At 72.5% G+C, this 23,472-nt stretch carries 20 protein-coding genes and 1 tRNA gene; 12 read left to right on the top strand and 9 right to left on the bottom strand.

All coding sequences use genetic code 11. The annotated features are described in order from the left end of the window. The 3 genes from ACFU0Y_RS07390 to ACFU0Y_RS07380 all read left to right on the top strand — a co-directional run. A partial coding sequence (locus ACFU0Y_RS07390) for a Dyp-type peroxidase (protein ID WP_380213824.1) occupies window positions 1–1,240 on the top strand: 1,240 nt, incomplete at its 5' end. Between the two features lie 107 nt (window positions 1,241–1,347). After that, window positions 1,348–3,504 (top strand): cytochrome c oxidase assembly protein, encoded by a 2,157-nt coding sequence (locus tag ACFU0Y_RS07385; protein ID WP_380213823.1) that lies wholly within the window; start codon window positions 1,348–1,350, stop codon window positions 3,502–3,504. 98 nt (window positions 3,505–3,602) lie between these two features. Then, window positions 3,603–5,495 carry an NHL domain-containing thioredoxin family protein gene (locus tag ACFU0Y_RS07380; protein WP_380213822.1) on the top strand — a complete coding sequence of 631 codons (1,893 nt, stop codon included), beginning with the start codon at window positions 3,603–3,605 and terminating at the stop codon, window positions 5,493–5,495. 71 nt (window positions 5,496–5,566) lie between these two features. Here ACFU0Y_RS07380 and ACFU0Y_RS07375 read toward each other — a convergent pair whose 3' ends face one another. Further along, on the bottom strand, window positions 5,567–6,550 hold the full coding sequence (locus ACFU0Y_RS07375; protein ID WP_380213821.1) for a hypothetical protein: 984 nt from the start codon (window positions 6,548–6,550) through the stop codon (window positions 5,567–5,569). A 172-nt stretch (window positions 6,551–6,722) separates the two neighbouring features. On the opposite strand from ACFU0Y_RS07375, the gene ACFU0Y_RS07370 reads away from it, so the two are divergent. Beyond that, window positions 6,723–7,373: a hypothetical protein gene (locus tag ACFU0Y_RS07370; protein WP_380213820.1), complete on the top strand. Its 651-nt coding sequence runs from the start codon at window positions 6,723–6,725 to the stop codon at window positions 7,371–7,373. Window positions 7,374–7,452: 79 nt separating this feature from the next. On the opposite strand, the gene ACFU0Y_RS07365 is transcribed toward ACFU0Y_RS07370, so the two are convergent. The 7 genes from ACFU0Y_RS07365 to ACFU0Y_RS07335 form a co-directional block, all read right to left on the bottom strand. Further along, entirely contained in the window at window positions 7,453–8,712 is a 1,260-nt protein-coding gene (locus ACFU0Y_RS07365) for an ABC transporter ATP-binding protein (RefSeq protein WP_380213819.1), read from the bottom strand. Between the two features lie 51 nt (window positions 8,713–8,763). Beyond that, a complete protein-coding gene (locus ACFU0Y_RS07360) occupies window positions 8,764–9,597 on the bottom strand; it encodes a carbohydrate ABC transporter permease (protein WP_380213817.1) in 834 nt (277 codons plus the stop codon). 4 nt (window positions 9,598–9,601) lie between these two features. Further along, window positions 9,602–10,594 carry a carbohydrate ABC transporter permease gene (locus tag ACFU0Y_RS07355; protein WP_380213816.1) on the bottom strand — a complete coding sequence of 331 codons (993 nt, stop codon included), beginning with the start codon at window positions 10,592–10,594 and terminating at the stop codon, window positions 9,602–9,604. After that, window positions 10,591–11,913 carry an extracellular solute-binding protein gene (locus ACFU0Y_RS07350; protein ID WP_380213815.1) on the bottom strand — a complete coding sequence of 441 codons (1,323 nt, stop codon included), beginning with the start codon at window positions 11,911–11,913 and terminating at the stop codon, window positions 10,591–10,593. Before ACFU0Y_RS07350 ends, ACFU0Y_RS07355 begins: the two co-directional genes overlap by 4 nt. 252 nt (window positions 11,914–12,165) lie before the next feature. Beyond that, window positions 12,166–13,092: an AEC family transporter gene (locus tag ACFU0Y_RS07345; protein ID WP_380213814.1), complete on the bottom strand. Its 927-nt coding sequence runs from the start codon at window positions 13,090–13,092 to the stop codon at window positions 12,166–12,168. A gap of 93 nt (window positions 13,093–13,185) precedes the next feature. Next, on the bottom strand, window positions 13,186–13,632 hold the full coding sequence (gene panD, locus ACFU0Y_RS07340; protein ID WP_380213813.1) for an aspartate 1-decarboxylase: 447 nt from the start codon (window positions 13,630–13,632) through the stop codon (window positions 13,186–13,188). Window positions 13,633–13,803: 171 nt separating this feature from the next. Beyond that, window positions 13,804–13,874: transfer RNA gene (locus ACFU0Y_RS07335), tRNA-Gly, on the bottom strand. Between the two features lie 131 nt (window positions 13,875–14,005). Here ACFU0Y_RS07335 and dcd point away from each other — a divergent pair. Next, window positions 14,006–14,581 carry a dCTP deaminase gene (gene dcd / locus ACFU0Y_RS07330; RefSeq protein WP_380213812.1) on the top strand — a complete coding sequence of 192 codons (576 nt, stop codon included), beginning with the start codon at window positions 14,006–14,008 and terminating at the stop codon, window positions 14,579–14,581. A gap of 84 nt (window positions 14,582–14,665) precedes the next feature. On the opposite strand, the gene ACFU0Y_RS07325 is transcribed toward dcd, so the two are convergent. Further along, on the bottom strand, window positions 14,666–16,051 hold the full coding sequence (locus ACFU0Y_RS07325; RefSeq protein ID WP_380213810.1) for an MFS transporter: 1,386 nt from the start codon (window positions 16,049–16,051) through the stop codon (window positions 14,666–14,668). A 304-nt stretch (window positions 16,052–16,355) separates the two neighbouring features. Here ACFU0Y_RS07325 and ACFU0Y_RS07320 point away from each other — a divergent pair, with 304 nt between their 5' ends. Genes ACFU0Y_RS07320 through ACFU0Y_RS07290 form a run of 7 tightly spaced genes read left to right on the top strand, consistent with a single transcriptional unit; the run spans window position 16,356 to window position 23,409 of the window. Further along, window positions 16,356–19,469, top strand: coding sequence for a Na+/H+ antiporter subunit A (locus ACFU0Y_RS07320; RefSeq protein ID WP_380213808.1), 3,114 nt, complete (start codon window positions 16,356–16,358; stop codon window positions 19,467–19,469). Next, window positions 19,466–19,960 (top strand): Na(+)/H(+) antiporter subunit C, encoded by a 495-nt coding sequence (locus ACFU0Y_RS07315; RefSeq protein ID WP_380213807.1) that lies wholly within the window; start codon window positions 19,466–19,468, stop codon window positions 19,958–19,960. The genes ACFU0Y_RS07320 and ACFU0Y_RS07315 overlap by 4 nt, the downstream gene beginning before the upstream one ends. Then, window positions 19,957–21,597, top strand: coding sequence for a Na+/H+ antiporter subunit D (locus ACFU0Y_RS07310; RefSeq protein WP_380213806.1), 1,641 nt, complete (start codon window positions 19,957–19,959; stop codon window positions 21,595–21,597). Before ACFU0Y_RS07315 ends, ACFU0Y_RS07310 begins: the two co-directional genes overlap by 4 nt. Beyond that, entirely contained in the window at window positions 21,594–22,340 is a 747-nt protein-coding gene (locus tag ACFU0Y_RS07305) for a Na+/H+ antiporter subunit E (protein ID WP_380213805.1), read from the top strand. Before ACFU0Y_RS07310 ends, ACFU0Y_RS07305 begins: the two co-directional genes overlap by 4 nt. Further along, the gene (locus ACFU0Y_RS07300; RefSeq protein ID WP_368821311.1) at window positions 22,337–22,609 is read left to right on the top strand and encodes a monovalent cation/H+ antiporter complex subunit F; all 273 of its coding nucleotides are present in this window, start codon (window positions 22,337–22,339) and stop codon (window positions 22,607–22,609) included. The genes ACFU0Y_RS07305 and ACFU0Y_RS07300 overlap by 4 nt, the downstream gene beginning before the upstream one ends. Next, entirely contained in the window at window positions 22,606–23,073 is a 468-nt protein-coding gene (gene mnhG, locus ACFU0Y_RS07295) for a monovalent cation/H(+) antiporter subunit G (protein ID WP_380213804.1), read from the top strand. Before ACFU0Y_RS07300 ends, mnhG begins: the two co-directional genes overlap by 4 nt. A gap of 57 nt (window positions 23,074–23,130) precedes the next feature. Continuing rightward, complete coding sequence (locus ACFU0Y_RS07290; RefSeq protein WP_380213803.1) at window positions 23,131–23,409, top strand: DUF4235 domain-containing protein; 279 nt, start codon at window positions 23,131–23,133, stop codon at window positions 23,407–23,409. The last annotated feature ends 63 nt before the right edge of the window (window positions 23,410–23,472 follow it).

The raw sequence follows: 23,472 nt of genomic DNA, 5'->3' as shown, positions 1-23,472 counted from the left end.
GCGCCTGCTCGTGGCGGGCGGCGCCGCCGGGATCGGTGCGGCCTCGGCCGTGGGGCTGGAGTCGGCACGCCGGGCCGGGGCGCTCGCGCCGGTGCCCCGGGAGGCGGGGCGGCCGGCGGCGCCGGGGCACGGGCAGGCCACGGAGCCCTTCCACGGTCCCCGCCAGGCCGGAGTGGCGACCGCGCCGCAGGCCTTCGCCGCCTTCGTGGCGCTGGACCTCCACCGGGACACCACCCGGGACGCGGTGCGGCGCCTGCTCCGGGTGCTCTCCGAGGACGCCGCCGCCCTGACCCAGGGCCGCGCCCCGGTGGCCGACCAGGAGCCCTGGCTCGCCGAGCACCCCGCACGGCTCACGGTCACGTTCGGCTTCGGGCCGCGGGTCCTCGACCTCGTCTCCCCGGGCCGCGCGCCGGCCTGGCTGCGGCCCCTGCCGGCGTTCTCGATCGACCGGCTCGAGGCGCGGTGGAGCGACGGCGACCTGCTGCTGCAGATCTGCGCGGACGACCGGCTCACCGTCTCGCACGCCCAGCGGGTGCTGCTCAAGGCCGCCCGCTCCTTCGCCGCCGTGCGCTGGGTGCAGGACGGCTTCCGGCACACCGTCGGCTCGGTCCCGGACGGGCGGAGCATGCGCAACCTCTTCGGCCAGGTGGACGGCACCGTCAACCCCCGGAGCGGCAGCGAGGAGTTCGAGCGGGTGGTCCACGGACGGGACGGCGTCGCGCCGTGGATCCCGGACGGCACGGCCCTCGTCGTCCGCCGGATCGCCATGAACCTGGACACCTGGGACGAGGCGGACACCCCGGCGCGCGAGGACGCCGTGGGACGGCGGCTGCGCGACGGCGCCCCGCTGACCGGCGGCGCCGAGCACGACGAGCCGGATCTCGAGGCGCGGGGACCGCTGGGCTTCCCCGTCGTCGCGGACTACGCCCACGTGCGCCGCTCCCGTTCGGCGGACCCCCTGGAGCGCATCCACCGGCGGGTCTACAACTACGACCTGCCCGTGGCAGGCGCCTCGGGTGCGCGGGGCCGGGACGCGGTCGACGGAGGGGTCAGCGACGCCGGCATGGTCTTCGCGGCGTACTGCTCGGACGTCGACCGCCAGTTCGTCCCGATCCAGCGCCGGCTGGACGAGCTGGACATGCTCAACACCTGGACCGCGCCGATCGGTTCCGCGGTCTTCGCCGTGCCCCCGGGCTGCGCCGAGGGAGGGTTCGTGGGGGAGGTGCTCTTCACGGACTGAGCGCGGCCCGTGTGGGATCCGGCACACGCGCACGGGCCGGCGCGCGCGGGGAGGGACAATGGGAACAGGCCGTCCCGTCGTCGAGGGGCGGATGAAGGAGACTGACCATGAGTTCGAGGACGGCCGAGCGCGCCGACCACGGCACCGCCGCCCGGCCGGGCGGCCGGGGGATCGACCCCTGGTGGCTCGCGGCCGTGCCCCTCGTGGGTCTCGCGGCGCTCGTCGTGGCGATGCTGGGGACCGGCTCCGGCGCGGCCCGGCTCGCCGCCGACCCCGGGGCACTGGTCCGATGGGGGCTGCCCGCCGCCGAGCTGGTGCACAACGGTGCGCTGGTGGTCGTCATGGGCGCCCTGCTGTTCGCGGTGGGCATCGTGCCGACCACCCGCGACGGGCGCCGCCGGGGCGCCCGGGACGGGGCCGCGGCCCCCGAGCACCCGCTGTTCAGCAGCACGATGCGCCTCGCCGAGGCCGCCGCCGTGGTCTGGACCGTGGCCGCCGTGGCCGTGCTCGTCCTGTCCTACTCCGACGTCGCGGGCGTGCCCGTGGGCGGGGGCGGGACCTACACCCAGCAGCTGCTGCACTACACCACGGACATCCCCACGGGGCAGGCCCAGGCGGCGATCGTCGTGGTGGCCGCCGTCGTGACCACCCTGGTCTTCGGGATCCGGGCGCTGCTCGGGCTGCTCCTGACCCTGGCCCTGTCCTGCGCGGCTCTCGTCGCCATGGCCCTCAACGGGCACTCCGCCGGCGGCGACGACCACATGGGCGCCGTCAACTCCCTGGGCCTGCACCTGCTGGGCGTGGGCCTGTGGACCGGGGGGCTCGTGCTGCTCGCCTGGCTCTCCCCGCAGCTGAGCGCGCAGGACGCCGGCACCGGCGTCCTGCCCGAGGGTGCCGCCCGGGGCCGTCCGTCGGCCGGTCCGCGACGGCGCGTGCCCCTCGCGGCGGTGGTCCTGCGCCGCTTCTCCGCGGTGGCCCTCGGCGCCTTCTTCCTCGTCCTGTTCTCCGGGACGGTCAACGCGGCCGTGCGCATCGGCTCCTGGGAGCAGCTCTTCAGCGGCTACGGGTGGCTCGTGCTGGTCAAGTTCGTCCTGACGCTGGGCCTGGGCCTCGCGGGCCTCGTCCACCGCGGGTGGCTGGTGCCCGCGCTCGAGGCCGGCCGGGTGACGGCCCGCCGCGCCGTGTGGCAGCTCGTGCTGGGGGAGCTGCTGGTGATGGGCGCCGTGATGGGCGTCGCGGTGGCCCTGTCCCGGACGGCCCCACCGGTGCCCGAGGAGCTCGCCCCCGACGCCTCCCCGGCTCTGATCCTCACCTGGTACGAGCTGCCCCCCGAGCCCACCGCGGCCTCGTGGGTCACCACCTGGCGCGTGGACTGGCTGTGGCTCGCGGTGTGCGTGTTCCTCGCGGTCGTCTACCTGTGGGCGTTCGCGCGCGTGCGCCGGCGCCAGGACTCGTGGTCCGTGCTGCGCACCCTCTCGTGGCTCACCGGGCTCGGGGTGCTGTTCTACATCACCTCGGGCGGCTTCGCGGTCTACGGGCGCGTCCTGTTCTCGGCGCACATGGTCGAGCACATGACGCTGACCATGGTCGTGCCGATCTTCCTGGTCCTGGGCGCCCCGGTCACCCTGCTGCTCAAGGCCCTGGAGTCCCGTCAGGACGGCACCCGCGGACCCCGCGAGTGGATCCTGCGGCTGGTGCACTCCGGGGTCGGGAAGGTCGTGACCCACCCGATCTTCGCCGCCGTGAACTTCGCCGGCTCCATCGTCGTCTTCTACTTCACCCCGCTGTTCCACTTCACCCTGCACTACCACGTGGGCCACGTGTTCATGGTGGTGCACTTCCTCATCACCGGGTACCTGTTCATGCTCGTGCTGATCGGCACGGACCCCGTCCCGTACCGGCCCGGCCACATGATGCGGCTCGTCCTGCTGCTGGCCACGATGGTCTACCACGCCTTCGTGGGGGTCGCCCTCATGGGCTCCGACACCCTGCTGCAGGCCTCCTGGTTCGGCAACACCGGCCGGGACTGGGGCCGCTCCGCGATCGAGGACCAGCAGCTCGGCGGGGCGCTCATGTGGGGGATCGGCGAGTTCCCCACCGTCGTCGTCGCCGTCGTCGTCGCGATCATGTGGGCGATCGAGGGCACCAAGGAGAACCGCCGTGCGGACCGCAAGGCCGACCGCACGGACGACGCCGAGCTCAAGGCCTACAACGAGATGATGGCGGGTCTCGCGGAGCGCGACGACCGCGCCACCCGGCGCTGAGCCCGGGCCGTCCGCTGCTCCGATCCGCCCGCTGCCCCGTTCCACCTGCCGCTGCGTTCCACCTGCCGCTCCGTCCCGCCCCGAAAGGACCCCCACCCATGCGCCTCACCTCCCGCGTCCGCGCCTCCGAGCTGCAGGGCCGCGCCTGGCTCAACACCGGCGGCAAGGACCTCGACCTCGCCGCGCTGCGCGGCAAGATCGTGGTCCTGGACTTCTGGTCCTTCTGCTGCATCAACTGCCTGCACGTGCTCGACGAGCTGCGCCCCCTCGAGGAGCGCTTCTCCGACGTCCTCGTCACGGTGGGGGTGCACTCGCCGAAGTTCGAGCACGAGGCCGACCCGGACGCGCTCGCCGCCGCCGTGGACCGCTACGAGGTCCACCACCCCGTCCTGGACGACCCCGAGCTGACCACCTGGGACGCCTACACGGCCCGGGCGTGGCCCACGCTCGTGGTCGTGGACCCGGAGGGCTACATCGTGGCGCACCTCTCGGGGGAGGGCCACGTCCAGGGGCTGGTCTCCCTCGTGGAGGAGCTCGTGGCCGAGCACGAGGCCCGGGGCACGCTGCACCGCGGCGACGGGCCGTACGTGCCCCGGCCCGCACCCGAGGGCGACCTCCGGTTCCCCGGCAAGGTGCTGCCGCTGCCGGACGGCTCGTTCCTCGTCTCCGACACGGGCCACCACCGCCTGGTCCAGCTCGACAACGACCTCGAGACCGTCCGTCGGGTCATCGGCGCGGGGAAGGGCCACGCGGACGGGGACCCGGCGAGCGCGCGGTTCACCGAGCCGCAGGGGCTCACCCTGCTGCCCGAGGAGGTGCGCGCGGCGGCCGGCTACGACGTGGTCGTGGCCGACTCGGTCAACCACCGGCTCCGCGGCGTGGACCTCGCCACCGGGCACGTGCGCACGGTGGCCGGCAGCGGGGTGCAGCGGCTGCTCGACGAGGAGCGCGCCCGCGGGGCGGAGCCGAACCACATCGATCCCGCCGCCGATCCGCTGGACGTGGCGCTGTCCTCCCCGTGGGACGTCGTGTGGTCCGCCCGGGCGGACCGGCTCGTGGTGGCCATGGCGGGCACCCACCAGCTGTTCTCCTTCGACCCGCGGACCGGCCGGCTCGCCGTGCTCGCGGGCACGGGGGACGAGGGGCTCAAGGACGGACCGGCCGGCGAGGCGTGGTTCGCGCAGTCCTCCGGGCTCGCGGAGGACCACCAGGGCAACGTGTGGGTCGCGGACTCGGAGACCTCCGCCCTGCGCGTGCTCCGGTTCGACGACGACGGGGCCGTGGCCGTCGGGACCGCCGTGGGCGAGGGGCTGTTCGACTTCGGCTTCCGCGACGGCGACGCCGGACAGGCGCGCCTGCAGCACTGCCTCGGGGTGGCCCAGCTGCCCGACGGGTCGGTGGCCGTCGCGGACACCTACAACGGCGCCGTGCGCCACTACGACCCCCGGACCGGTCAGGTGGCCACCCTGGCCCGGGGCCTGGCCGAGCCCTCCGACGTGCTCCTGGACGTCTCCGGGGCGGAACCGCTGCTCGTCGTCGTCGAGGCCAACGCCCACCGGCTGGTGCGCGTGCCGATCCCGGCCGCCGCCCAGCGCGTCGACGAAGGGTCGTCGCGGACCCAGCGGGCGCGCACGAGGCTCGCCCCGGGCGCGCTCGGGATCGAGGTGCGCTTCGCGGCGCCGGCCGGGCAGAAGCTCGACGACCGGTGGGGCGACCCGACGCAGCTGAGGATCTCGTCCTCCCCGGAGGACGCGCTGGCCGAGGGCGCCGGCACGGCCCAGGGCCTGCGCCGGCGGCTCGTGCTGGCGGACGGCGCCGCCGAGGGCGTCCTGCACATCACCGCGCGCGCCGCGGCGTGCGACGGCGAACCGGGCGGGGAGATCCCCGACCACGCGGCGTGCCACCTCTACCAGCAGGACTGGGGCATCCCCTTCGTGCTGGACGCCGAGGGGGAGTCCGAACTGGTCCTGGACCTGCGCGGGGTCAACTGAGCGGTCCCGGCTGAGCGTCGCGCCGGGCGGTGTCCCGGGGGTGTCCGTGCGGGGGCCCCCGCGCTGCGGGCTCAGCCGCGCGGGTCGACCCGCACCGTCGAGCCGTCGATGGTGAGATCCGCGGCGACCTCGAACGGCACGGTGCGCTCGAGCCGCTCGACGTCCCCCGTGAACAGGTCGAGGGAGTCGAAGGCGATCCGGGCGGTGCCCTGGGCGGGCTCCAGGCCCCAGCCCCTGCCGCCCTGGGCGCCCACGACGATCTCCGGGTCCGGATAGGACTCGACCGTCCACTCCACGTCCCCGGCGACCCGTCCGTCGAACTCGAAGGAGAACGGGCAGCCGGACGGGAAGAGGCTGCCCTGCCCGGCGCATTCGTCGAGGTGCTCCTTCAGCTGCCGGTCCACCTCCTGCTCGAGGGCCTCGGTGGGCCGGGCCTCCAGGACGATCTCCGCCTGCTGGCCCGGGTCGGTCAGCACCGTGCGCACCGGGTCCGCGGCCATCAGCTCGGACGTGTAGGAGGCCGTGTAGACGCCGGGGAAGAACGCGGCGAACTCCGCGGAGGACTCCGGCAGGGCCACCGACATGCCGTTCACGTCCACCGAGGTGGCGCCCGGCAGGCTGACCGTCACCGTGGACAGTTGGGTCTCGTCGAACGCCCACACCGTGAAGAACCCCCACTGGGTGTCCACGGGGTGCAGGGAGAACTCCGAGCTGTGCTGCTCGCCGGCGAGGGTGTAGTCCGCGCGCACCACGGCCCGCTCGCCGTCGTTCGAGACAGTGGAGACCTCGAGGTCCGCCAGCTCCTCCGCCGAGGTCTCCAGCGGGTCGCCGTCGAGCATCGCCGCGTTGGCGTCCGGGACCCGGGCGTTGAGCAGACCGAGCGCCTCGCCCCCGTCGCCGTCCCGCAGGTCCCCGAAGTACGCCCGCACGTCCGTCTCCGGGCCGTACATGTACTTGTTGACCAGGGCGATGGTGACGGCGGCGGCGGCCACCCCGAGCAGCACGAGGAACAGCCAGGCCCCGAGGGCCTTGAGCACGCGGACGTTGGACTCCATCCGTTCACGCTAACCGATCCCCTCCCGGCCCGGGCGTGCACCGGGCCGGGAGGAGCGCCCGGAAGGCGCGGGCGGGTACGCTACGTGCCGCACCACTCTTCCCGTGCCCGTCACCGTCGTCCGTCACCTGTCACGTGCCACCGTGACCGTCCCCGTCTGGAGCTGAGCGCCCATGGCCGACTCCGTCCGCCAGGTCCCCGAGCGGTACGGGCCCGTCCGCGCCGTGCTGCGGCCCCGGCTGGGCTCCTACGGCCGGCGCCTGCTCTCCTGCGCGGGACCGCTGCTGGTGGTCGCCGTCCTCCTGCTGTTCCTGTGGGCGCGGCGGCCCGCCCCCGGCGTCGCGGCGGTCGTGCTCGCGCTCGTGCTCCTCGCCGCCGCCGCGTGCTGGCTCCGGCTGCGGCCCGTGCTGGTCGTCCGCACGGACAGCCACGTCCTGCGCTCCCGCACCGTGGGCTTCGCCGCCACGCCGCTCGCGGAGGTCGAGCACGTCGTCACGGTGGGGGCGCTGCACCGCGCGCCCGACACCCCGCGGCCGGCCGGCCGTCCCCACCTGTGGGCCGCGGGCCGTTCGGGCCGCCGGGTCCTGGGGCTCGACGGCGCGGTGTGGGACTCCCGGGCCCTCGAGGACGTCGCCGTGGTGCTGGGCGCCCCGCGGACCCATGTCGAGCGCACGACGGCCCGGGAGGCCGCCGCCCGCTGGCCCCGGCTCGTGCCCTGGGGGATCCGGCACCCGCGGCTGCGCTCCGCCGTGTCCGCCGCGGGCCTGCTCGCCGTCCTCGGCCTCGTGGGGTGGTTCTCGCTCGGTCTGCCGGGCACCGGCTGAGCCCCGGACGCACGGAGGAGCCCGCCGACCCGGGAGACGGGCGGCGGGCTCCTCGACCGGCGGGCGGAGCGCTCCGGTCTCAGCCGGCGGAGGCCAGCTCCTGGCGGGCCCGCTCGATCTCGGCCTTGCGCTCCTCGACGGCCTCGCGGGTCAGCTCGGCGCCGGCCTCCTCGTCCCGGGTCAGGTTCGCGCCGGTCTCGGGGTCGAAGACGTGCATCCGGCGGGTGTCCACCCAGATCCGTCCCTTCGTCCCCCCTCGGATGCGGGAGGTGGCGTCCAGGGAGACGACGATCTGCGGGTGCATCTCGTCCCCGTCCAGCTCCTGCGCCAGTTCGTCGAGCTTCGCCTTGACGGAATCGTCCTGCCGGTAGTTGATGTAGCCGTACTGCTCGTTGCCCATCCACTCGGTGTGGGTGAACTCGGTGTCGAAGACGGTGCCGCGGGAGGCGATCGCCTCGTCCACGAACTTGGCGTCGTTGAAGTGCTCGGGCCGCAGGCCGAGCAGCACGATCGACCCGTCGGCGGGCAGCTTCCCCGCGGCCTTGTCCGGGACGGGGATGTCCCCCAGCGGGGTCTCGAACACCGTGCCCTTCACGTGTGCGGGCAGGAAGTTCATCGACGGGGAGCCGATGAATCCCGCCACGAACAGGTTGGCCGGCTGCTCGTAGAGCTCGCGGGGCGAGGCGATCTGCTGCAGGATGCCCTTCTTGAGCACCGCCACGCGGTCGCCGAGGGTCATGGCCTCCGTCTGGTCGTGGGTCACGTAGACGGAGGTGATGCCCATCCGGCGCTGGAGCTGGGCGATCTCCGTGCGCATCTGGCCGCGCAGCTTCGCGTCCAGGTTGGACAGCGGCTCGTCGAACAGGAACGCGTCGGCGTCCCGCACGATCGCCCGGCCCATCGCCACGCGCTGGCGCTGACCGCCGGAGAGGTTGGCCGGCTTGCGCTCCAGGTGGTCGTCGAGATCCAGGGTCGACGACGCCGTGCGCACCTTGCGGTCGATCTCCTCGTCGGAGAACTTGCCTTTGGACAGCCGCAGCGGGAACGCGATGTTCTCGTACACGGTCAGGTGCGGGTAGAGCGCGTAGTTCTGGAACACCATGGACAGGTTGCGCTCGCGGGGCTCCTTCTCGTTGACCCGCTGCCCGTTGATCAGGAGGTCCCCGGAGGTGATGTCCTCGAGGCCCACGATCATGCGCAGCAGCGTGGACTTGCCGCAGCCGGAGGGCCCCACGAGGATGAGGAACTCGCCGTCGGCGATGTCGATCGACACGTCGTTGACGGCGGGGAAGCCGTCGCCGTACTTCTTGACGAGGTGGTTGAGGGTGATGGATGCCATCTGGGACTCAGTCCTTCGTTCGGTTCGGAAGATGCGGGAGGCGGGACGGGCTCAGCCCTTGACCGCGCCCTGGGTGAGGCCGGAGACGATCTGGCGCTGGAACAGCAGCACCAGCAGCACCACCGGGATGGTGACGATGATGGCCGCCGCGGAGATGGCGCCCGCCGGGTCCTCGAACTGCGAGGCGCCGGTGAAGAACGCGAGCGCCGCCGGGACGGGCCGGGCCGCCTCCGTGGAGGTGAGGCCGATGCCGTAGACGAAGTCGTTCCACGCGATGAAGAACGCGATGATCGCCGTGGTGAAGACGCCGGGCAGGGCCAGCGGCACGATGACCTTGCGGAACGCCTGCCACGTGGTGGCGCCGTCCACCTGCGCCGCGCGCTCGAGGTCCCACGGGATCTGCTGGAAGAACGCGGTCAGCGTCCAGATGGAGATCGGGAGGGTGAGCGAGAGGTAGGGGATGATCAGGCCGGGCCAGGTGTCGTACAGCCCGATCTGGCGCCACAGGTTGAACAGCGGGGTCACGATCGAGACCACGGGGAACATGGACACCGCGAGGGCGACCGTCAGGATCATCTTCTTGCCCGGGAAGTCCAGGCGGGCGATCGCGTAGGCGCACAGCGTGGCGAGCACCACGGCGATGGCCGTGGCGATCAGGCAGATGCCGATCGAGTTGCGCAACGACGGCAGGAACAGGTCCCTCGCGGTGCCGACGAAGATCGAGGAGTAGTTCTCCCCGACCCACTGGGTGGGCAGGAACCTCCCGGACGACAGGTCCGCCGGCGTCTTGAAGGACGTCATGAGGATCGAGGCGACGGGGAAGAGCGCGTAGAGCAGGACGAGGACCGTGACGACGGCCCAGCCGGCCTTCTGCTTGGTGGTCATGGGATTACCTTCCCTTCCCGGCGCCGGCGAGGTCGACCTTGAACACCTTGATGGCGAGGAAGGCGATCAGCAGCACGCAGACGAACAGGATCACGGAGATCGCGGAGCCGAGCCCGATCTCCAGTCGGCCGATGGAGGTGCGGTAGGCCAGCAGGGACAGCGTCTCGGTGCCGTACTGGCCCTGGGTCATGATGAAGATGTTGTCGAAGATGCGGAACGCGTCGAGCGCGCGGAACACCACGGCCACCATGATCGCCGCCTTCATGTTGGGCAGGATCACCCGGGACATCCGCTGCCACCAGGTGGCGCCGTCCACCCGGGCGGCCTCCGTGTACTCGCTGGGCACCTGGGCCAGGCCGGCCAGCAGCAGCAGCGAGATGAAGGGCGTGGTCTTCCAGATCTCGGAGGCCATGATGACGAACAGGGCGGACCACGTGTTGGAGAACCAGTTGAAGTCCGGGCCGATCCCCGGCACCCAGGAGAACCAGTTGTTGATGTAGCCGGTCGTGATGTCGAACGCGTAGAACCAGGCGAAGGCCGAGACCACGGTGATGATGCCGTAGGGCACCAGGATCGCGGTGCGCAGCAGCCCCTTGGTGTTGCGGATCGCGTTGTTCATCACGAGCGCCAGGGCGAAGCCGAGGACGAGCTCCACGACCACGGTGACCACCGTGATGAGCACCGTGACACCGAGGTCGCGCCAGAACACCTGGTCCGAGAGGACGGTGGCGTAGTTGCTGAGGAGGACGAACTCCCGCTCCCCGGGGGCGGTGAGCCGGAACGAGAACAGCGAGTCCCACAGGGCCTGCAGGATCGGGTACATCGTGACCAGCAGCATCACGATGAACGCCGGCCCGGCGAGCATCCAGCCGAGCTTGCGCTCGGACCGGGCCCGGTCCGACATCAGCGGTTTCGAGCTGCGGCGGCCGGTCACGGGGGCCGGGGAGACCTCCCGGGGCCCGGTGCCGGGAGCGTTGGGGTTGACGACGGTGCTCATAGCAGCCGCTCTCCTCTCAGGACGGACTCGATGAACTCGGCGGTGGACCGGGGCGTGTCCTCGGTGACGGACGCCGGCGGGGTCCACTGCTGCTGGATGGCGGTGGAGACCTCGTTGTAGAAGGGCGTCTGCGGGCGCGGGGCCGCGTTCTCCAGGGACTCCCGGATGGTCGCGTACATCGGGAAGGCCTCTCGGACCTCCGGGTCCTCGTAGGCGGCCTCGGACGCCGCCGGGTTGCCGTTGGTCACGAAGTAGTAGGCCTGGTTCTCGGGCTGGACGACGCACTCGACGGCCTCCCACGCCAGTTCCTGGTGCTCGGAGGTGGCGCCCACACCCAGGTTGACCCCGCCCAGCGGGGGAGCGGAGGGCTGGTCGGCGTCCACCCGCGGCCACAGTCCCCAGCCGATGTCCTCGAACATGGACTGGTCGACGCTCCCGCCCTCCGCGGCGGCTGCGGTCGCCGCGTAGATGAACGGCCAGTTGACCATGAAGGAGCCGCTGTCGGACTGGAACTCGGTCAGGGACGTGCTCTCCGTGGAGGTCGGCAGACCGGGCCCGCCGAGCCCGTCCCGGCCGATGGTCCCGACGATGTCGGCGGCCTTGGCGGCCGCCTCGGAGTCCATGCCGATCGAGATCTCGTTGGCCGGGGCCTCGGGGTTCTCCACGATCGACCCTCCAGCGGACGCGATGAGGCCGTTGACCCACACCGTCATGGACTCGGCCGACGTGCCCTGCACCCCCAGGTACTTGTCCTGCTCACGGGCCGCGTCCATGATCTGCTCCCAGGTCACCGGCTCGTCCATGTTCAGGCCGGCGGCCTCCGCCACGGACTCCCGGTACCACAACAGCTGCGTGTTCGCCCAGAACGGCACCGACACCAGCTCGTCGTTCCACCGAGCGCCCTCGAGCGGGCCCGCCAGGACGTCCTGCGTGGTGGCCTCCTCGACGTCCGCCGGCACGGGGGCCAGGAAGTCCGGCTCGGCCAGTTCGGGGACGTAGATGGGGTCGATGCTCATGATGTCCATCGTCGTGTCGCCGGCGGCCAGACGCCGGGCGAGCTGCTCGCGCTGACCGTCGGCGTCACGGGGAAGCAGAGCGGTCTCGATGTTGTAGCGGCCCCCGGACTCCTCGGAGCACTGCCGGGCGAGCTCCGCCTGGCCGCCGGCGTCGGGGTTGATGTACCAGGTCAGGGTGGGGGTGTCGCCGGCGTCGGCGTCCCCGCATCCCGTCATGAGCAGGGCACCCACGGCACCGAGGGCCGCGGCGGCGCTGAGCCGTCGCCTGCCCGGTGCTCTGTGGGGGTGTGAGGTGGTGGTCAACGGTCTGTTCCTCCCCTTCGGCGATGTGGCGGTCCGCGAGGGACGTCGAGGGGATCCTGTGGGACCCGGTCGGCGGGACGGTCGGCGGCGGGTGCTGCCGGTCGACCACCCCTGCGCGGAGCCTTCAGTCTATGAGTGCGCTACCTCACAGACCAGTAACCTGACGGTTTGCATCGGTGTGCCTCGGCGCGTCCCGGGCGAGTCCCCGCCCGCCGGCTGCGGGGCCGCCGACGGGACCCCGCCCGGGTGGCATCAGGAGAGCAGCAGGGCCACGACCGCCATGGTCAGCATCGCCACCACCGTGGTCACCAGCACCGTGTCCCGGCACAGCTGCTCGGCCCGGCCGTAGCGCACGGCCGCCACGTAGATGTTCTGGGCGGTGGGGAGCGCGGCCATCACCACCACCGCGTAGAGGAGGTGGCCGTCCAGGCCCAGCGCGAAGCGGGCGAACAGGAACGCCAGCGCCGGGTGGAGCAGCAGCTTGAGCGTGCTGGCCAGCACCACGTCCCGGCGCGGCCCGGCGCCGCGCTGCAGCGGGGAGGCGCCGACCAGGGAGATGCCGAAGGCCATCAGCATCGCCGGGATGGAGGCGCCGGCGACCAGTTCCACGGGTTCGTGCACCACCTCCGGCAGCCGCCACCCGGTGACGGCGAAAAGGATGCCCAGCCCGGAGCCCACGATCATGGGATTGGTGACCACGTTGCCCAGGACGCTGCCGAGGCTCGGGCGGCGGCCGTCCGTCAGGGTGTCCATGATCGTCAGGTAGACAGGGGTGTTGATCGCCAGCTGGAACAGGATGACGGGCACCACCTGGGACGCGTCGCCGAGCACGAACACGGCGATCGGGATGCCCAGGTTGGCGGAGTTGACCTGGGAGGCGGCCTGGGCGCCCATGAGGGTGGTGGCCGCGTCACGGCGCAGCACCCACCGGGCGATCGCGGCGTGGACCAGGGTGGTGGCCACGGCGGACACGGCGGCCACCAGCAGCGGCGCGGAGAGGATCCGGGCGATGTCGGCCTCGGAGATGGTGAGGAAGAGCAGGGGCGGGCTGGCCACGTAGAAGGCGAACTTGCTCAGCACGAGCTGTCCCTGCGGGCCCAGCACCCGGCGCCGGCCCACCACGTAGCCGCTCAGGATGACGGCCCAGACGATGAAGAACCCCGAGAACACTCCGGCCACGGGACCCTCCCTCACGCTGCTGCGGGTCCGCGTCCGCGGGCCCCTACAGTTCTATCCCATCCCCGGCCCGGCGGCGGTGCGGGGTGGGGCAGGTCACGCGGCCGGCAGGTCGGCGCGCGCGGCGGTCAGCGTCCGGGAGTGGGGAGGGCGGGCGACGCCGTCGAGGAGCGCCTCGGCGGGGTCCGTGCCGAGGTCGACGATCCGGTTGTCGGCGTCCACGTGGACCACGGACGGCACGTGGGCGCGGGCCTCGGCGTCGTCCATCTGCGCGTAGCTGATGAGGATGACGAGGTCCCCGGGGTGCACGAGGTGGGCGGCGGCCCCGTTGATGCCGACGACGCCGGAGCCCCGCTCGCCGGCGATCGTGTACGTCTCCAGCCGCGCGCCGTTGGTGACGTCCACGATGGAGACGAGCTCGCCGGGGAGGATGTCGGCGGCGTCGAGCAGGTCCTGGTCGACGGTGACCGAGCCGACGTAGTGGAGGTCGGCCTGGGTCACGACAGCACGGTGGATCTTGGCCTTGAACATGGTGCGCAGCATGACGGGAGATGTGCTCCTCGTGGGCGGGGTGCGGGGAACGGGCGCAGGGCCTGGGAGGTCCCCCGGGCGGCCGCGTCCCGGTGCGGGGCACGGGACGCGGGACATCCTACCGTGCGGCCCCGGACGACGACGAACGCCCCGGCCGGGGGCGCGGGGCGTTCGGTGCGAGAGAGCGGCTGACGGGAATCGAACCCGCGTATCAGGCTTGGGAAGCGTGCGCTCTACCATTGAGCTACAGCCGCGCATCCGTGGTCCGTCCGGTGCGTGCACCGGACGAGGACACCACATACTCTACACCACCCGCCGGACCGGAGGCGGGACCGTCCGGCACCGACGAGCGGCCCGGCGCCCGCCCGTGCGATACCTTGGGTCCGTGCTGATCTCTGACCGCGACATCCGCCGGGAGCTCGACGGCGGCCGGGTCGTCCTCGAGCCCTACGATCCCGCCCTGATCCAGCCCGCCAGCATCGACGTGCGGCTGGACCGCTGGTTCCGGCTCTTCGACAACCACAAGTACGCGCACATCGATCCGTCCGTGGAGCAGCCGGAGCTCACCCGGCTCGTGGAGGTCGACCCGGACGAGGCCTTCGTGCTCCACCCGGGGGAGTTCGTGCTCGGCTCCACCTACGAGAAGGTCACGCTCCCGGACGACATCGCCGCCCGCCTCGAGGGGAAGTCCTCGCTGGGGCGCCTCGGGCTGCTGACCCACTCCACGGCCGGGTTCATCGACCCGGGCTTCTCGGGGCACGTCACCCTCGAGCTGTCCAACATGGCAACGCTGCCCATCAAGCTGTGGCCCGGCTCCAAGGTGGGCCAGCTGTGCTTCTTCCGGCTGTCCTCGCCCACGGAGCACCCCTACGGGTCCGGCGCCTACGGCAACCGCTATCAGGGGCAGCGCGGTCCCACGGCGTCGCGCAGCCACCTCAGGTTCTCCCGCACCCGGATCTGAGGCCGGCGTCCCGCAGCGGGCCTCCCGTTCCACCGCGGAGGCCGTGCTCTGCCCGGTCGCGGTGCCACGGGAGCGCGCCGGGGCTCAGGCCCGCCCGGTGCTCCCGGGGTCCTCGACGTCCCGGACGCGCTGCGGGTCCCGGCCGTGCGCCGGATCCTGGCTGCGCTTCGGGTCCCGGGCGCCGAGCAGCAGGAGCAGGCCGGCGCCGATCACCAGGAGGATCCCGAGGATGCCCCAGCGCTGGGCGCCGAGCACGGAGACGAACACCGCGAACAGGGTGGGCGCCAGGAAGCTCACCGCCCGTCCCGTGGTGGCGTAGAGGCCGAACAGCGCCCCCTCCTCGCCGCTGCGGGTGAGCCGGCCGAGGAACGTGCGGGAGGCGGACTGCGCGGGACCCACGAACAGGCACAGCAGCAGCCCGCAGACCCAGAACGCCGCCGTGCCCTCGAGGAACAGCAGCGGGGTCCCGGCCAGCAGGATGCCGATCAGGGACGCGACGATGACGCGCTTGGGCCCGAGCCGGTCGTCGAGCCGGCCGCCCACGAGCGCGCCCACCCCGGCGGCCACGTTGCCCACGATGGCGAAGACGATCACCTCGCTCAGGGTGAAGCCGAAGGTGCCGGCCGCGATCACGCCGCCGAAGGTGAAGACCGCGTTGAGCCCGTCCCGGAACACGGCGGAGGAGAGCAGGAACCACAGCGTCTGCGGGGCGTCCCGGTACAGGTCCCGCAGCGTCTGCCACAGCTGGCGGTAGGAGCTCACCACGGACGGGCGCGGCCCCCGGCGGACCGGGCGGATCTCCGGCACCACCAGCAGGACGGGGATCGAGAACAGCGCGATCCACAGCCCGGAGAACAGGGCCACGGCGCGCACGTTGAGGGCGTCCTCCTCCGGGAGTCCGAGCAGGCCGGGGCTGATGAACCCGAACAGCACGATCGTCAGGGCCACGATCCCGCCGAAGTAGCCCATCGCCCAGCCCTGGCCGCTGACCCGCCCGATGTGCTCGCGGCCCGCGATCCCGGGCAGCATCGCGTTGTAGTTGACCACCGCGAACTCGTCGAAGACGTTGGCCAGCGCCAGCAGCGCGACACCCAGGTAGAGGAACGGCTGGTCGGGGAGGACCAGGAAGCACAGGGCCGTGAGCAGGGCCGTGAGCATCGTGTTGACGCCGAGCCACAGCTTGCGCCGGCCCGCCCCGTCGCTGCGCTGGCCCACCACCGGGGCCAGCAGGGCCACCACGACACCTGCGGCGCCGATCCCGTAGCCCAGCACCTGGGAGGCGTGGTCCTCCCCGCCGAAGGGGGCGCTCGTGAGGTAGACCGTGAAGACGAACGTGGTCATCACCGCGTTGAAGGCGGCGGAGCCGGCGTCCCACAGGCTCCACGCCCACACGTGCGAGCGGCGCGGCACGAACGGCGTCGCGGGTAGGGCCGGCGAGGGGGCCCGGGGGCCGGGGGGCGTGGCGTCCATGGCTGTCATGCTAGGCCCGCGGTGCCCGCCGGTGGGAAGGCCTCGCCGACGCCCCGGCGGAGAACCCCGGGCGCGGAATCCCGGTGCGGGACCCCGGCTCCGCCCAGGCAGCCGTCCGGGATCGCTCAGACTCCGACCAGGTTCGCGAGTCCCTGACGGGGCGGGGCGGCAGCACCGCTTTGATAGGCTGGACGTCCCGGGTGCGCCCCGGCCACCCCGTGCTCGCACAGAGGTCCTCCGTGCCCGCGTCCGGGCCCCTCGACGCCCGCCCGCCGATCCCTTTCCCGACCTCCGGAGGCGCCTGATGACCGCTGTGCTCCTGCTCCACGCAGTGGTGGCGGCGGTCGCGCCCCTGCTGTTCGCGCGGATGGGACGCAGCGCCTTCTACCTGCTGGCGGCGGTCCCGCTCGCCGGCTTCCTGTGGCTGCTGGGCTCCGCCCCGCGGGTGTACGGCCCCGAGGGCGGCTGGACGGAGGGCGGCGAGTGGATCCCCTCCCTGCACCTGGACCTGGTGCTGCGGATGGACGCCCTCGCCTGGACGATGTCCCTGCTCGTGCTCGGCGTGGGCGCGCTGGTGCTGTTCTACTGCGCCCGCTACTTCAAGCCCGACGCGAGCGGCATCGGCGGCTTCGGGGCGCAGCTGCTCGCCTTCGCGGGCGCCATGTTCGGACTGGTGACCGCCGACGACATGCTGGTCCTGTTCGTCTTCTGGGAGATCACCACCGTCCTGTCCTTCCTGCTCATCAGCTACAGCCGGACCCGGCTGTCCGCCCGGCGGGCGGCGCTGCAGGCCCTGGTGCTCACCACCGCCGGCGGACTGGCCATGCTGGTGGGCATCGTGATGCTGGGCCAGGCCGCCGGCACCTACCGGATCTCCGAGGTGCTCGAGGCCGCCCCCGAGCTGGCCCAGCGCGGGACCGTGGTGGACGTGGCGGTCCTCCTGCTCCTCGTGGGGGCCGTGACGAAGTCCGCGCTGATCCCGCTGCACTTCTGGCTGCCGGCCGCGATGGCCGCGCCCACCCCGGTGTCCGCGTACCTGCACGCGGCCGCGATGGTCAAGGCCGGCGTCTACCTGGTGGCCCGCTTCGCCCCCGGCTTCGCGGAGACGGCGCTGTGGCAGCCGACCGTCACGGTGCTGGGACTCGGCACCATGCTCTTCGGCGGCTGGGCGGCCCTGAAGCAGTACGACCTGAAGCTGATCCTCGCCTACGGCACCGTCAGCCAGCTCGGCTTCCTCGTGGTGATCGTGGGCCGCGGCTCGGCGGACACGGCGCAGGCGGGCCTGGCCATGCTCCTGGCGCACGGGCTGTTCAAGGCGACGCTGTTCCTCGTGGTCGGGATCATCGACCACCGGGCGGGCACCCGGGACATCCGCCGGCTGTCGGGACTCGCCGGCCGCGTGCCGGTGCTGTTCGCCGTCTCGCTCGTCGCCGCGGCATCCATGGCGGGTCTGCCGCCCCTGGCCGGATTCGTGGCCAAGGAGTCGGTGCTGACCGCGTTCGCCCACGACGTGGACAGCGCGGCCGGGATCGCGGTGCTCGCCGGTCTCGTCGCCGGCTCCGTCCTGACCTTCGCCTACAGCGCCCGGTTCGTGTGGGGCGGGTTCGCGCAGAAGTCCGCCGAGTTCTCCGAGCTCGACGCCGGGGTCGGCGGCAAGGCCGTGATCAGCGACATGCAGCGCGTCGAGCCGGCGTTCCTCGCCGCACCCCTCGTGCTCTCCGTGCTCACGGTGGTCTTCGGCCTGTGGCCCCAGCCCGTCAACGCGGTGCTGCAGCCCTACGTCGACCAGTTCCCGGTCACGGAGGAGCACGAGTTCTATCTCGCCCTCTGGCACGGCCCGACCCCCGCCCTCGGCCTGTCCGCCCTCATCATCGCGGCCGGGCTCCTCCTGTACCTCGGGCGCCGCCGCGTCGCCGAGCTGCAGCGGGCCCTGCCGTCCCTGCCCGCGGGAGAGCTCGTTTACCGGCGCGCCATCAACGTGCTGGACCTCGCCGCCGTGTGGATCACCGGCCGCACCCAGCGCGGTTCGCTGATGTTCTACCTGTCGGTCATCCTGATCACGGCGATCGTCGTGCCGCTCGTGGCGCTGTTCGTGGAGGAGACCCCGCCCCTCGGCAGCCTGCGGGTCTCGGACGGCCCGGCCCAGCTCATCGCGGGCGCGGCCATGGTCGTGGCGGCCCTGCTGGTGCCCCTGGCCACCAAGCGCTTCCTCGCGGTGCTCCTCGTGTCGGTCACCGGCTACGGACTGGCCCTCATCTTCGCCCTCCAGGGCGCACCGGACCTCGCCCTGACGCAGACGCTCGTCGAGACCGTGCTGCTCGTCGCGTTCGTCCTCGCCCTGCGCTCCCTGCCCGCCCCGCTGTGGCACCGCAACCCGGCCGGGCGCCGGCTGCTGCGCGGCGCCATCGCGGTGACCTTCGGGCTGTTCATGATGGCGCTCGCCGCGTTCAGCATCTCCTCCCGCACGGCCGACCCGATCTCCCTGGAGATGCCGCGGATGGCCTACGAGCTCGGCGACGGCCAGAACGTGGTCAACGTGATCCTCGTGGACATCCGCGCGTGGGACACGTTCGGGGAGATCTCGGTGCTCGTGCTCGCCGCCACCGGCGTGGCCTCCCTGATCTTCGTCACGGGCCGCGGGGACCGCATCGTCCGCTCCGGGGACGACCCCACGACCGAGCAGCTGCGGGTCATCCGGCGGCGCAACGCCGCGGCCGTCTCGCCCGGCGGGCAGCCGCTGGAGGCGGGGCTGGCCCGCCGTGACGACGACCTCGAGGACCCCTACCTGCTGGCGGGGAGGACGATGGCCCCCGAGCGGCGCTCGATCGTCTTCGAGGTGGTCACCCGGCTGCTGTTCCACACGTTCATGATGGTCTCGCTCTACCTGCTGGTCGCCGGGCACAACGATCCCGGCGGCGGCTTCGCGGGCGGTCTCATGGCCGGCCTCGCCCTGACCGTGCGCTACCTCGCGGGCGGGCGGTACGAGCTCGAGCTGGCCACCCCGATCAACGCGGGCACCATGCTGGGGACCGGGCTGGCGCTCGCCGCCCTCTACGCCGTCACCCCGGTGTTCGTCGGCGGATCGGTGATGCAGAGCTATACCTTCGAGGCCGAGCTGCCGGTCTTCGGGGCCGAGAAGTTCGTGACCGCCCTGGTCTTCGACGTCGCCGTCTATCTCATCGTGGTAGGACTCATCCTCGACATCCTGCGCTCGCTCGGCGGGCGCATCGACGAGCGGATCGAGGAGGACGCGGTCCGGCGGCGGCGGCGCGCCCCGGGACGCGGCACGCGCATCCGCGTCACGCGGCAGCGGAAGGTCGCCGCCGGCGCCTCCGCGGGAGCGACCGCGGTCTCGTCCGCGACGTCGCCGACCCCGGCCCTCCGGACCGCGCCCGACGGAGGGAACGAGCACCGATGACCGTGAACCTGACCCTGCTGGTCGTGATGGGCGTGCTCTACGCCGTGGGCGTGTACCTGCTGCTCGAGCGCTCGCTCACCCGTGTGCTGCTCGGGTTGATGCTGCTGACCAACGGCACGAACCTGCTGATCCTGCACGCCGGCGGGGCCGCCGGGTTCGCGCCCCTCTACGACGGGTCGATCGCCGCGGAGGACTACAGCGACCCGCTGCCCCAGGCCCTGATCCTCACCGCCATCGTGATCTCCCTCGCGGTGACCGCGTTCCTCCTCGGCATGATCTACCGCTCCTGGGTGCTCGGGCGCCGGGACGAGATCCAGGACGACGTCGAGGACCGGCGGGTGGCGCGGCAGTCCTCCTACGACGTGGAGGACGACGCCGACGTCCCCGCCGACACCACCGAGTTCGACGAGGCGCCGCGCCGCCGGGACCCGGAGGAGTCCCTCGAGGCCCCCGGTGTCCGCGGCATCGAGCAGTGGGGAGGGAGACGGTGACCGTCAACTTCGCCCAGCTGGCCCCGCTGGCCGTCATCATCCCGTTCCTCGGCGCGGCCCTGAGCCTGCTGCTGCTGCGGCGCAACGCCCTCCAGCGCACCGTGGCCATCGGCTCGCTCGTGCTCACCCTCGCGGTCGAGGCGCTCGTCCTCGGGACCACGTGGAACCTCGGTCCGCAGGCCGTCCACCTCGGCGGCTGGGAGGCGCCCTGGGGCATCGTCATGGTGGTGGACCAGCTCTCGTCCCTGATGCTCGTGGTCTCCACGCTCGTCTCGCTCGCCGTGCTCGTCTACGCGAGCGGGCAGGGCGTGGCCGACGGGGACGAGGAGGGGCCGATCTCGATCTTCCACCCCTCCTTCCTGATCCTCGTGGCGGGCGTGTCGAACGCCTTCCTCGCCGGGGACCTGTTCAACCTCTACGTGGGTTTCGAGATCCTGCTGACCGCGTCCTACGTGCTCATGACGATGGGCGGCACCGTCCAGCGGATCCGCACCGGCGTGACCTACGTGGTGGTGTCGGTGATCTCGTCCGTGCTGTTCCTGATCACCATCGCGATGATCTACGCGGCCACGGGGACCATCAACATGGCGGACCTCTCGGTCAAGCTCGAGGGCCTGCCGGTGGGCACCCAGATGCAGCTGCACCTCATGCTGCTCATCGCCTTCGGCATCAAGGCCGCGGTCTTCCCGCTGTCCTTCTGGCTCCCCGACTCCTATCCGACCGCCTCCGCGCCCGTCACCGCCGTGTTCGCCGGCCTGCTGACCAAGGTGGGCGTGTACTCGATCATCCGCACCGAGACCGTGCTCTTCCCCGGGGACCGGCTCGACGACCTCCTGATGTGGGTCGCACTGCTGACCATGGTGGTCGGCATCCTGGGCGCCCTCGCGCAGATCGACATCAAGCGCATGCTGTCCTTCACGCTGATCAGCCACATCGGCTACATGATCTTCGGCGTGGCCGTGGGCACGCAGGAGGCGCTCTCGGCCACGGTCTACTACGTGGCCCACCACATCGTGATCCAGACGAGCCTGTTCCTCGTGGCCGGGCTGATCGAGCGCCGCGGCGGGTCCACCAACGTGGACCGGCTGGCGGGGATGGCCCGGATCTCTCCGCTGCTCGGGCTGCTCTACCTCGTGCCCGCGCTCAACCTCGGCGGCATCCCGCCCTTCTCCGGCTTCCTCGGCAAGACCGGCCTGCTCCAGGCCGGCGTCGACCAGGGCGACGGGCTGGCCTACGCCCTGGTCGCGGGGTCCGTGGCGGTGTCCCTGCTGGCCCTGCTCGCCATGATCCGGGTGTGGAACCGCGTGTTCCTGCGCTCCCCGGAGGACGCGGAGTACCCGGACCCGATCCTGCTGGCCCCGGTGCCCGCCGGGTCCCGGTTCCTGCTCACCTCGGGTGCCGTCGACGACCAGGCGGGCCGGTTCGCCGGAAAGGGCGACGTGCGCCTGATGTCCCCGTCGATGCTCGGCGGGGCCGCGTCCCTCGTCGCGGTGGGGGTGGCCCTGACGGTCTTCGCGGGGCCGCTGTTCCAGCTCGCCGACAACGCCGCGGAGAACCTCGTCCGCCCCGAGCGCTACGTCCAGGCCGTGCTGGACCCGGGGTCCCCGCCGCAGCCCGTCGTGGAGGAGGCACCGTGACCCGGCCCAAGAACTCCCTGCTCGTCGAGCTGCCGCTGCTCGTGTGGCTCGTGGTCGTGTGGGGCGCCCTGTGGGGCGACTTCGGCCCCGGCAACCTGCTGGTCGGGCTGGTCCTGGCCCTGCTCGTGACGTGGGTGCTCTACCTGCCGTCCGTGCAGCTGTCCGGCCGGTTCAACGTGCTCCAGTTCGCCGTCTTCGCCGTGACCTTCCTGTGGCAGGTCGCCAAGGCGAGCATCGAGGTGATGCTCATCGCGATCGTCGTGGGCCCGCGTGCGCGCAACGCCGTGGTCGGCGTCCAGCTGCGCACGCGCTCCGACCTGCTCCTGACGGCCACCGGCCACACCATGACCCTGATCCCGGGGTCCCTGGTCGTGGAGGTGGACCGCGCCTCGGGCACGCTGTACTTCCACGCGCTCAACGTCCGCAGTCCCCAGGAGGCGGAGGACTTCCGCCGGTCCGCGCTGCAGGTGGAGGCCGCCTGGATCCGCATCATGGGCACGCGGGAGGAGCTCGCCGCGCTGCAGGCCGAGCGGCGCGGCGGGGGAGCCGCCGCCGCGGACCAGCGGGACAGCGCCGCGATCAGCTCCCCGGTCACCGCGAGCCAGCAGATCATCGGCCGCCGCCGGGGCGAGGTGCCGGCCTCCGCCGGTCGCCCGGGCGCCGCCGCGGAGAGCCGGGCGGGCGACGCCGCGGACGCCGGGACCGGAACCCCGACCGACGACCCCGAGGAGCACCGCCCGTGATGCAGATCGCCGTGGCCGTCGCCGCCGTGCTGCTCAGCGCGGCCGCCGCGGGCACCCTCTACCGCCTCGCCAAGGGCCCGTCCCTGCTGGACCGGGTGGTGGCCACGGACGTGCTGCTGGCCATCGTCGCGGCCGCCCTCGCCGTGGAGATGGCCTACCACGGCCACCTCAACAACCTGATCCTCATGGTGATCGTCTCGCTGGTCGGTTTCATCGGGTCCGTGACGGTGGCGCGCTTCGCCACCCAGACCGCCGAGCACGGGCGGTGAGCGCCGTGCTGGACACCGTCCTGGACGCCGCCGCGGCCGTGTGCCTCGTGGTCGGCGCGCTGATGTCCCTGGCCGCCGCGATCGGCCTGGTCCGCTTCCCGGACCTGCTGACGCGCATGCACGCCGGCACCAAGCCGCAGGTCTTCGGCCTGCTCCTCATGCTCACGGCCGTGGCCCTGGAGAACCGCGATCCCGTCATGATCCCGCTCATCGCCCTGGGCTGGATCTTCCAGCTGCTCACCGTTCCGGTGTCGGCGCACATGGTGGGCCGCTCGACCTACCGGACCAAGCACCTGAACCGGACCACGCTGACGCAGGACGACCTGCAGAAGGTGCTGAACCGGACCGCGGACGGGGCCACGGACGGTGCCACGCAGGGGGCCGCCGCGGGCCCGCCGGCACCGGGCCAGGACGGCCGGCGGGCTGACGGACAGCAGACTGACGGATCGACGGGGACGCGTTAGGCTGGGCAGGATCGACCGGGCGCATCCGCGTCCCCCGACGACAAGGAGCAGCACTCCATGAACACCAAGGTCCTCGAACTCGTGGGCACCGGCCTCTCGCTCGGCGGTGTGGCGCTGTCCCACAAGGTGCTCGGCGCCGCGTGGACGCGCATCACCGGCGACCCGCCCCCCGCCAAGAACCCGGACCCGGACGAGGCCTGGACGGGCATCATCATCTGGTCGCTCGTGACCGGCCTCGTGGGCACCGTCATCAAGGTCGGCATCTCCCGCCAGATCGCGAAGATGGAGAACCAGCCCCGCGACAACCCCAAGGTCTCGAGCCGGGCCGAGGTCTGAGACCGGCCGAACACCTCCCGAAGGGCCCGCCCGGACGGACGCCGCACCGGTGTCCGTCCGGGC

The sequence above is a fragment of the Kocuria sp. NPDC057446 genome, assembly GCF_042802875.1.
Taxonomy (GTDB): domain Bacteria; phylum Actinomycetota; class Actinomycetes; order Actinomycetales; family Micrococcaceae; genus Kocuria.
Note: the sequence above shows the minus strand (reverse complement) of the source record. Positions and strands in the feature narration are given on the sequence as shown.

Coding starts and splice junctions, on each gene's coding strand:
- ACFU0Y_RS07385 (WP_380213823.1), top strand. CDS start 1,348: ATGAGTTCGAGGACGGCCGAGCGCGCCGACCACGGCACCGCCGCCCGG.
- ACFU0Y_RS07325 (WP_380213810.1), bottom strand. CDS start 16,051: ATGGACGCCACGCCCCCCGGCCCCCGGGCCCCCTCGCCGGCCCTACCC.
- ACFU0Y_RS07380 (WP_380213822.1), top strand. CDS start 3,603: ATGCGCCTCACCTCCCGCGTCCGCGCCTCCGAGCTGCAGGGCCGCGCC.
- ACFU0Y_RS07320 (WP_380213808.1), top strand. CDS start 16,356: ATGACCGCTGTGCTCCTGCTCCACGCAGTGGTGGCGGCGGTCGCGCCC.
- panD (WP_380213813.1), bottom strand. CDS start 13,632: ATGCTGCGCACCATGTTCAAGGCCAAGATCCACCGTGCTGTCGTGACC.
- ACFU0Y_RS07355 (WP_380213816.1), bottom strand. CDS start 10,594: ATGAGCACCGTCGTCAACCCCAACGCTCCCGGCACCGGGCCCCGGGAG.
- ACFU0Y_RS07375 (WP_380213821.1), bottom strand. CDS start 6,550: ATGGAGTCCAACGTCCGCGTGCTCAAGGCCCTCGGGGCCTGGCTGTTC.
- ACFU0Y_RS07365 (WP_380213819.1), bottom strand. CDS start 8,712: ATGGCATCCATCACCCTCAACCACCTCGTCAAGAAGTACGGCGACGGC.
- ACFU0Y_RS07360 (WP_380213817.1), bottom strand. CDS start 9,597: ATGACCACCAAGCAGAAGGCCGGCTGGGCCGTCGTCACGGTCCTCGTC.
- ACFU0Y_RS07315 (WP_380213807.1), top strand. CDS start 19,466: ATGACCGTGAACCTGACCCTGCTGGTCGTGATGGGCGTGCTCTACGCC.
- ACFU0Y_RS07370 (WP_380213820.1), top strand. CDS start 6,723: ATGGCCGACTCCGTCCGCCAGGTCCCCGAGCGGTACGGGCCCGTCCGC.
- ACFU0Y_RS07290 (WP_380213803.1), top strand. CDS start 23,131: ATGAACACCAAGGTCCTCGAACTCGTGGGCACCGGCCTCTCGCTCGGC.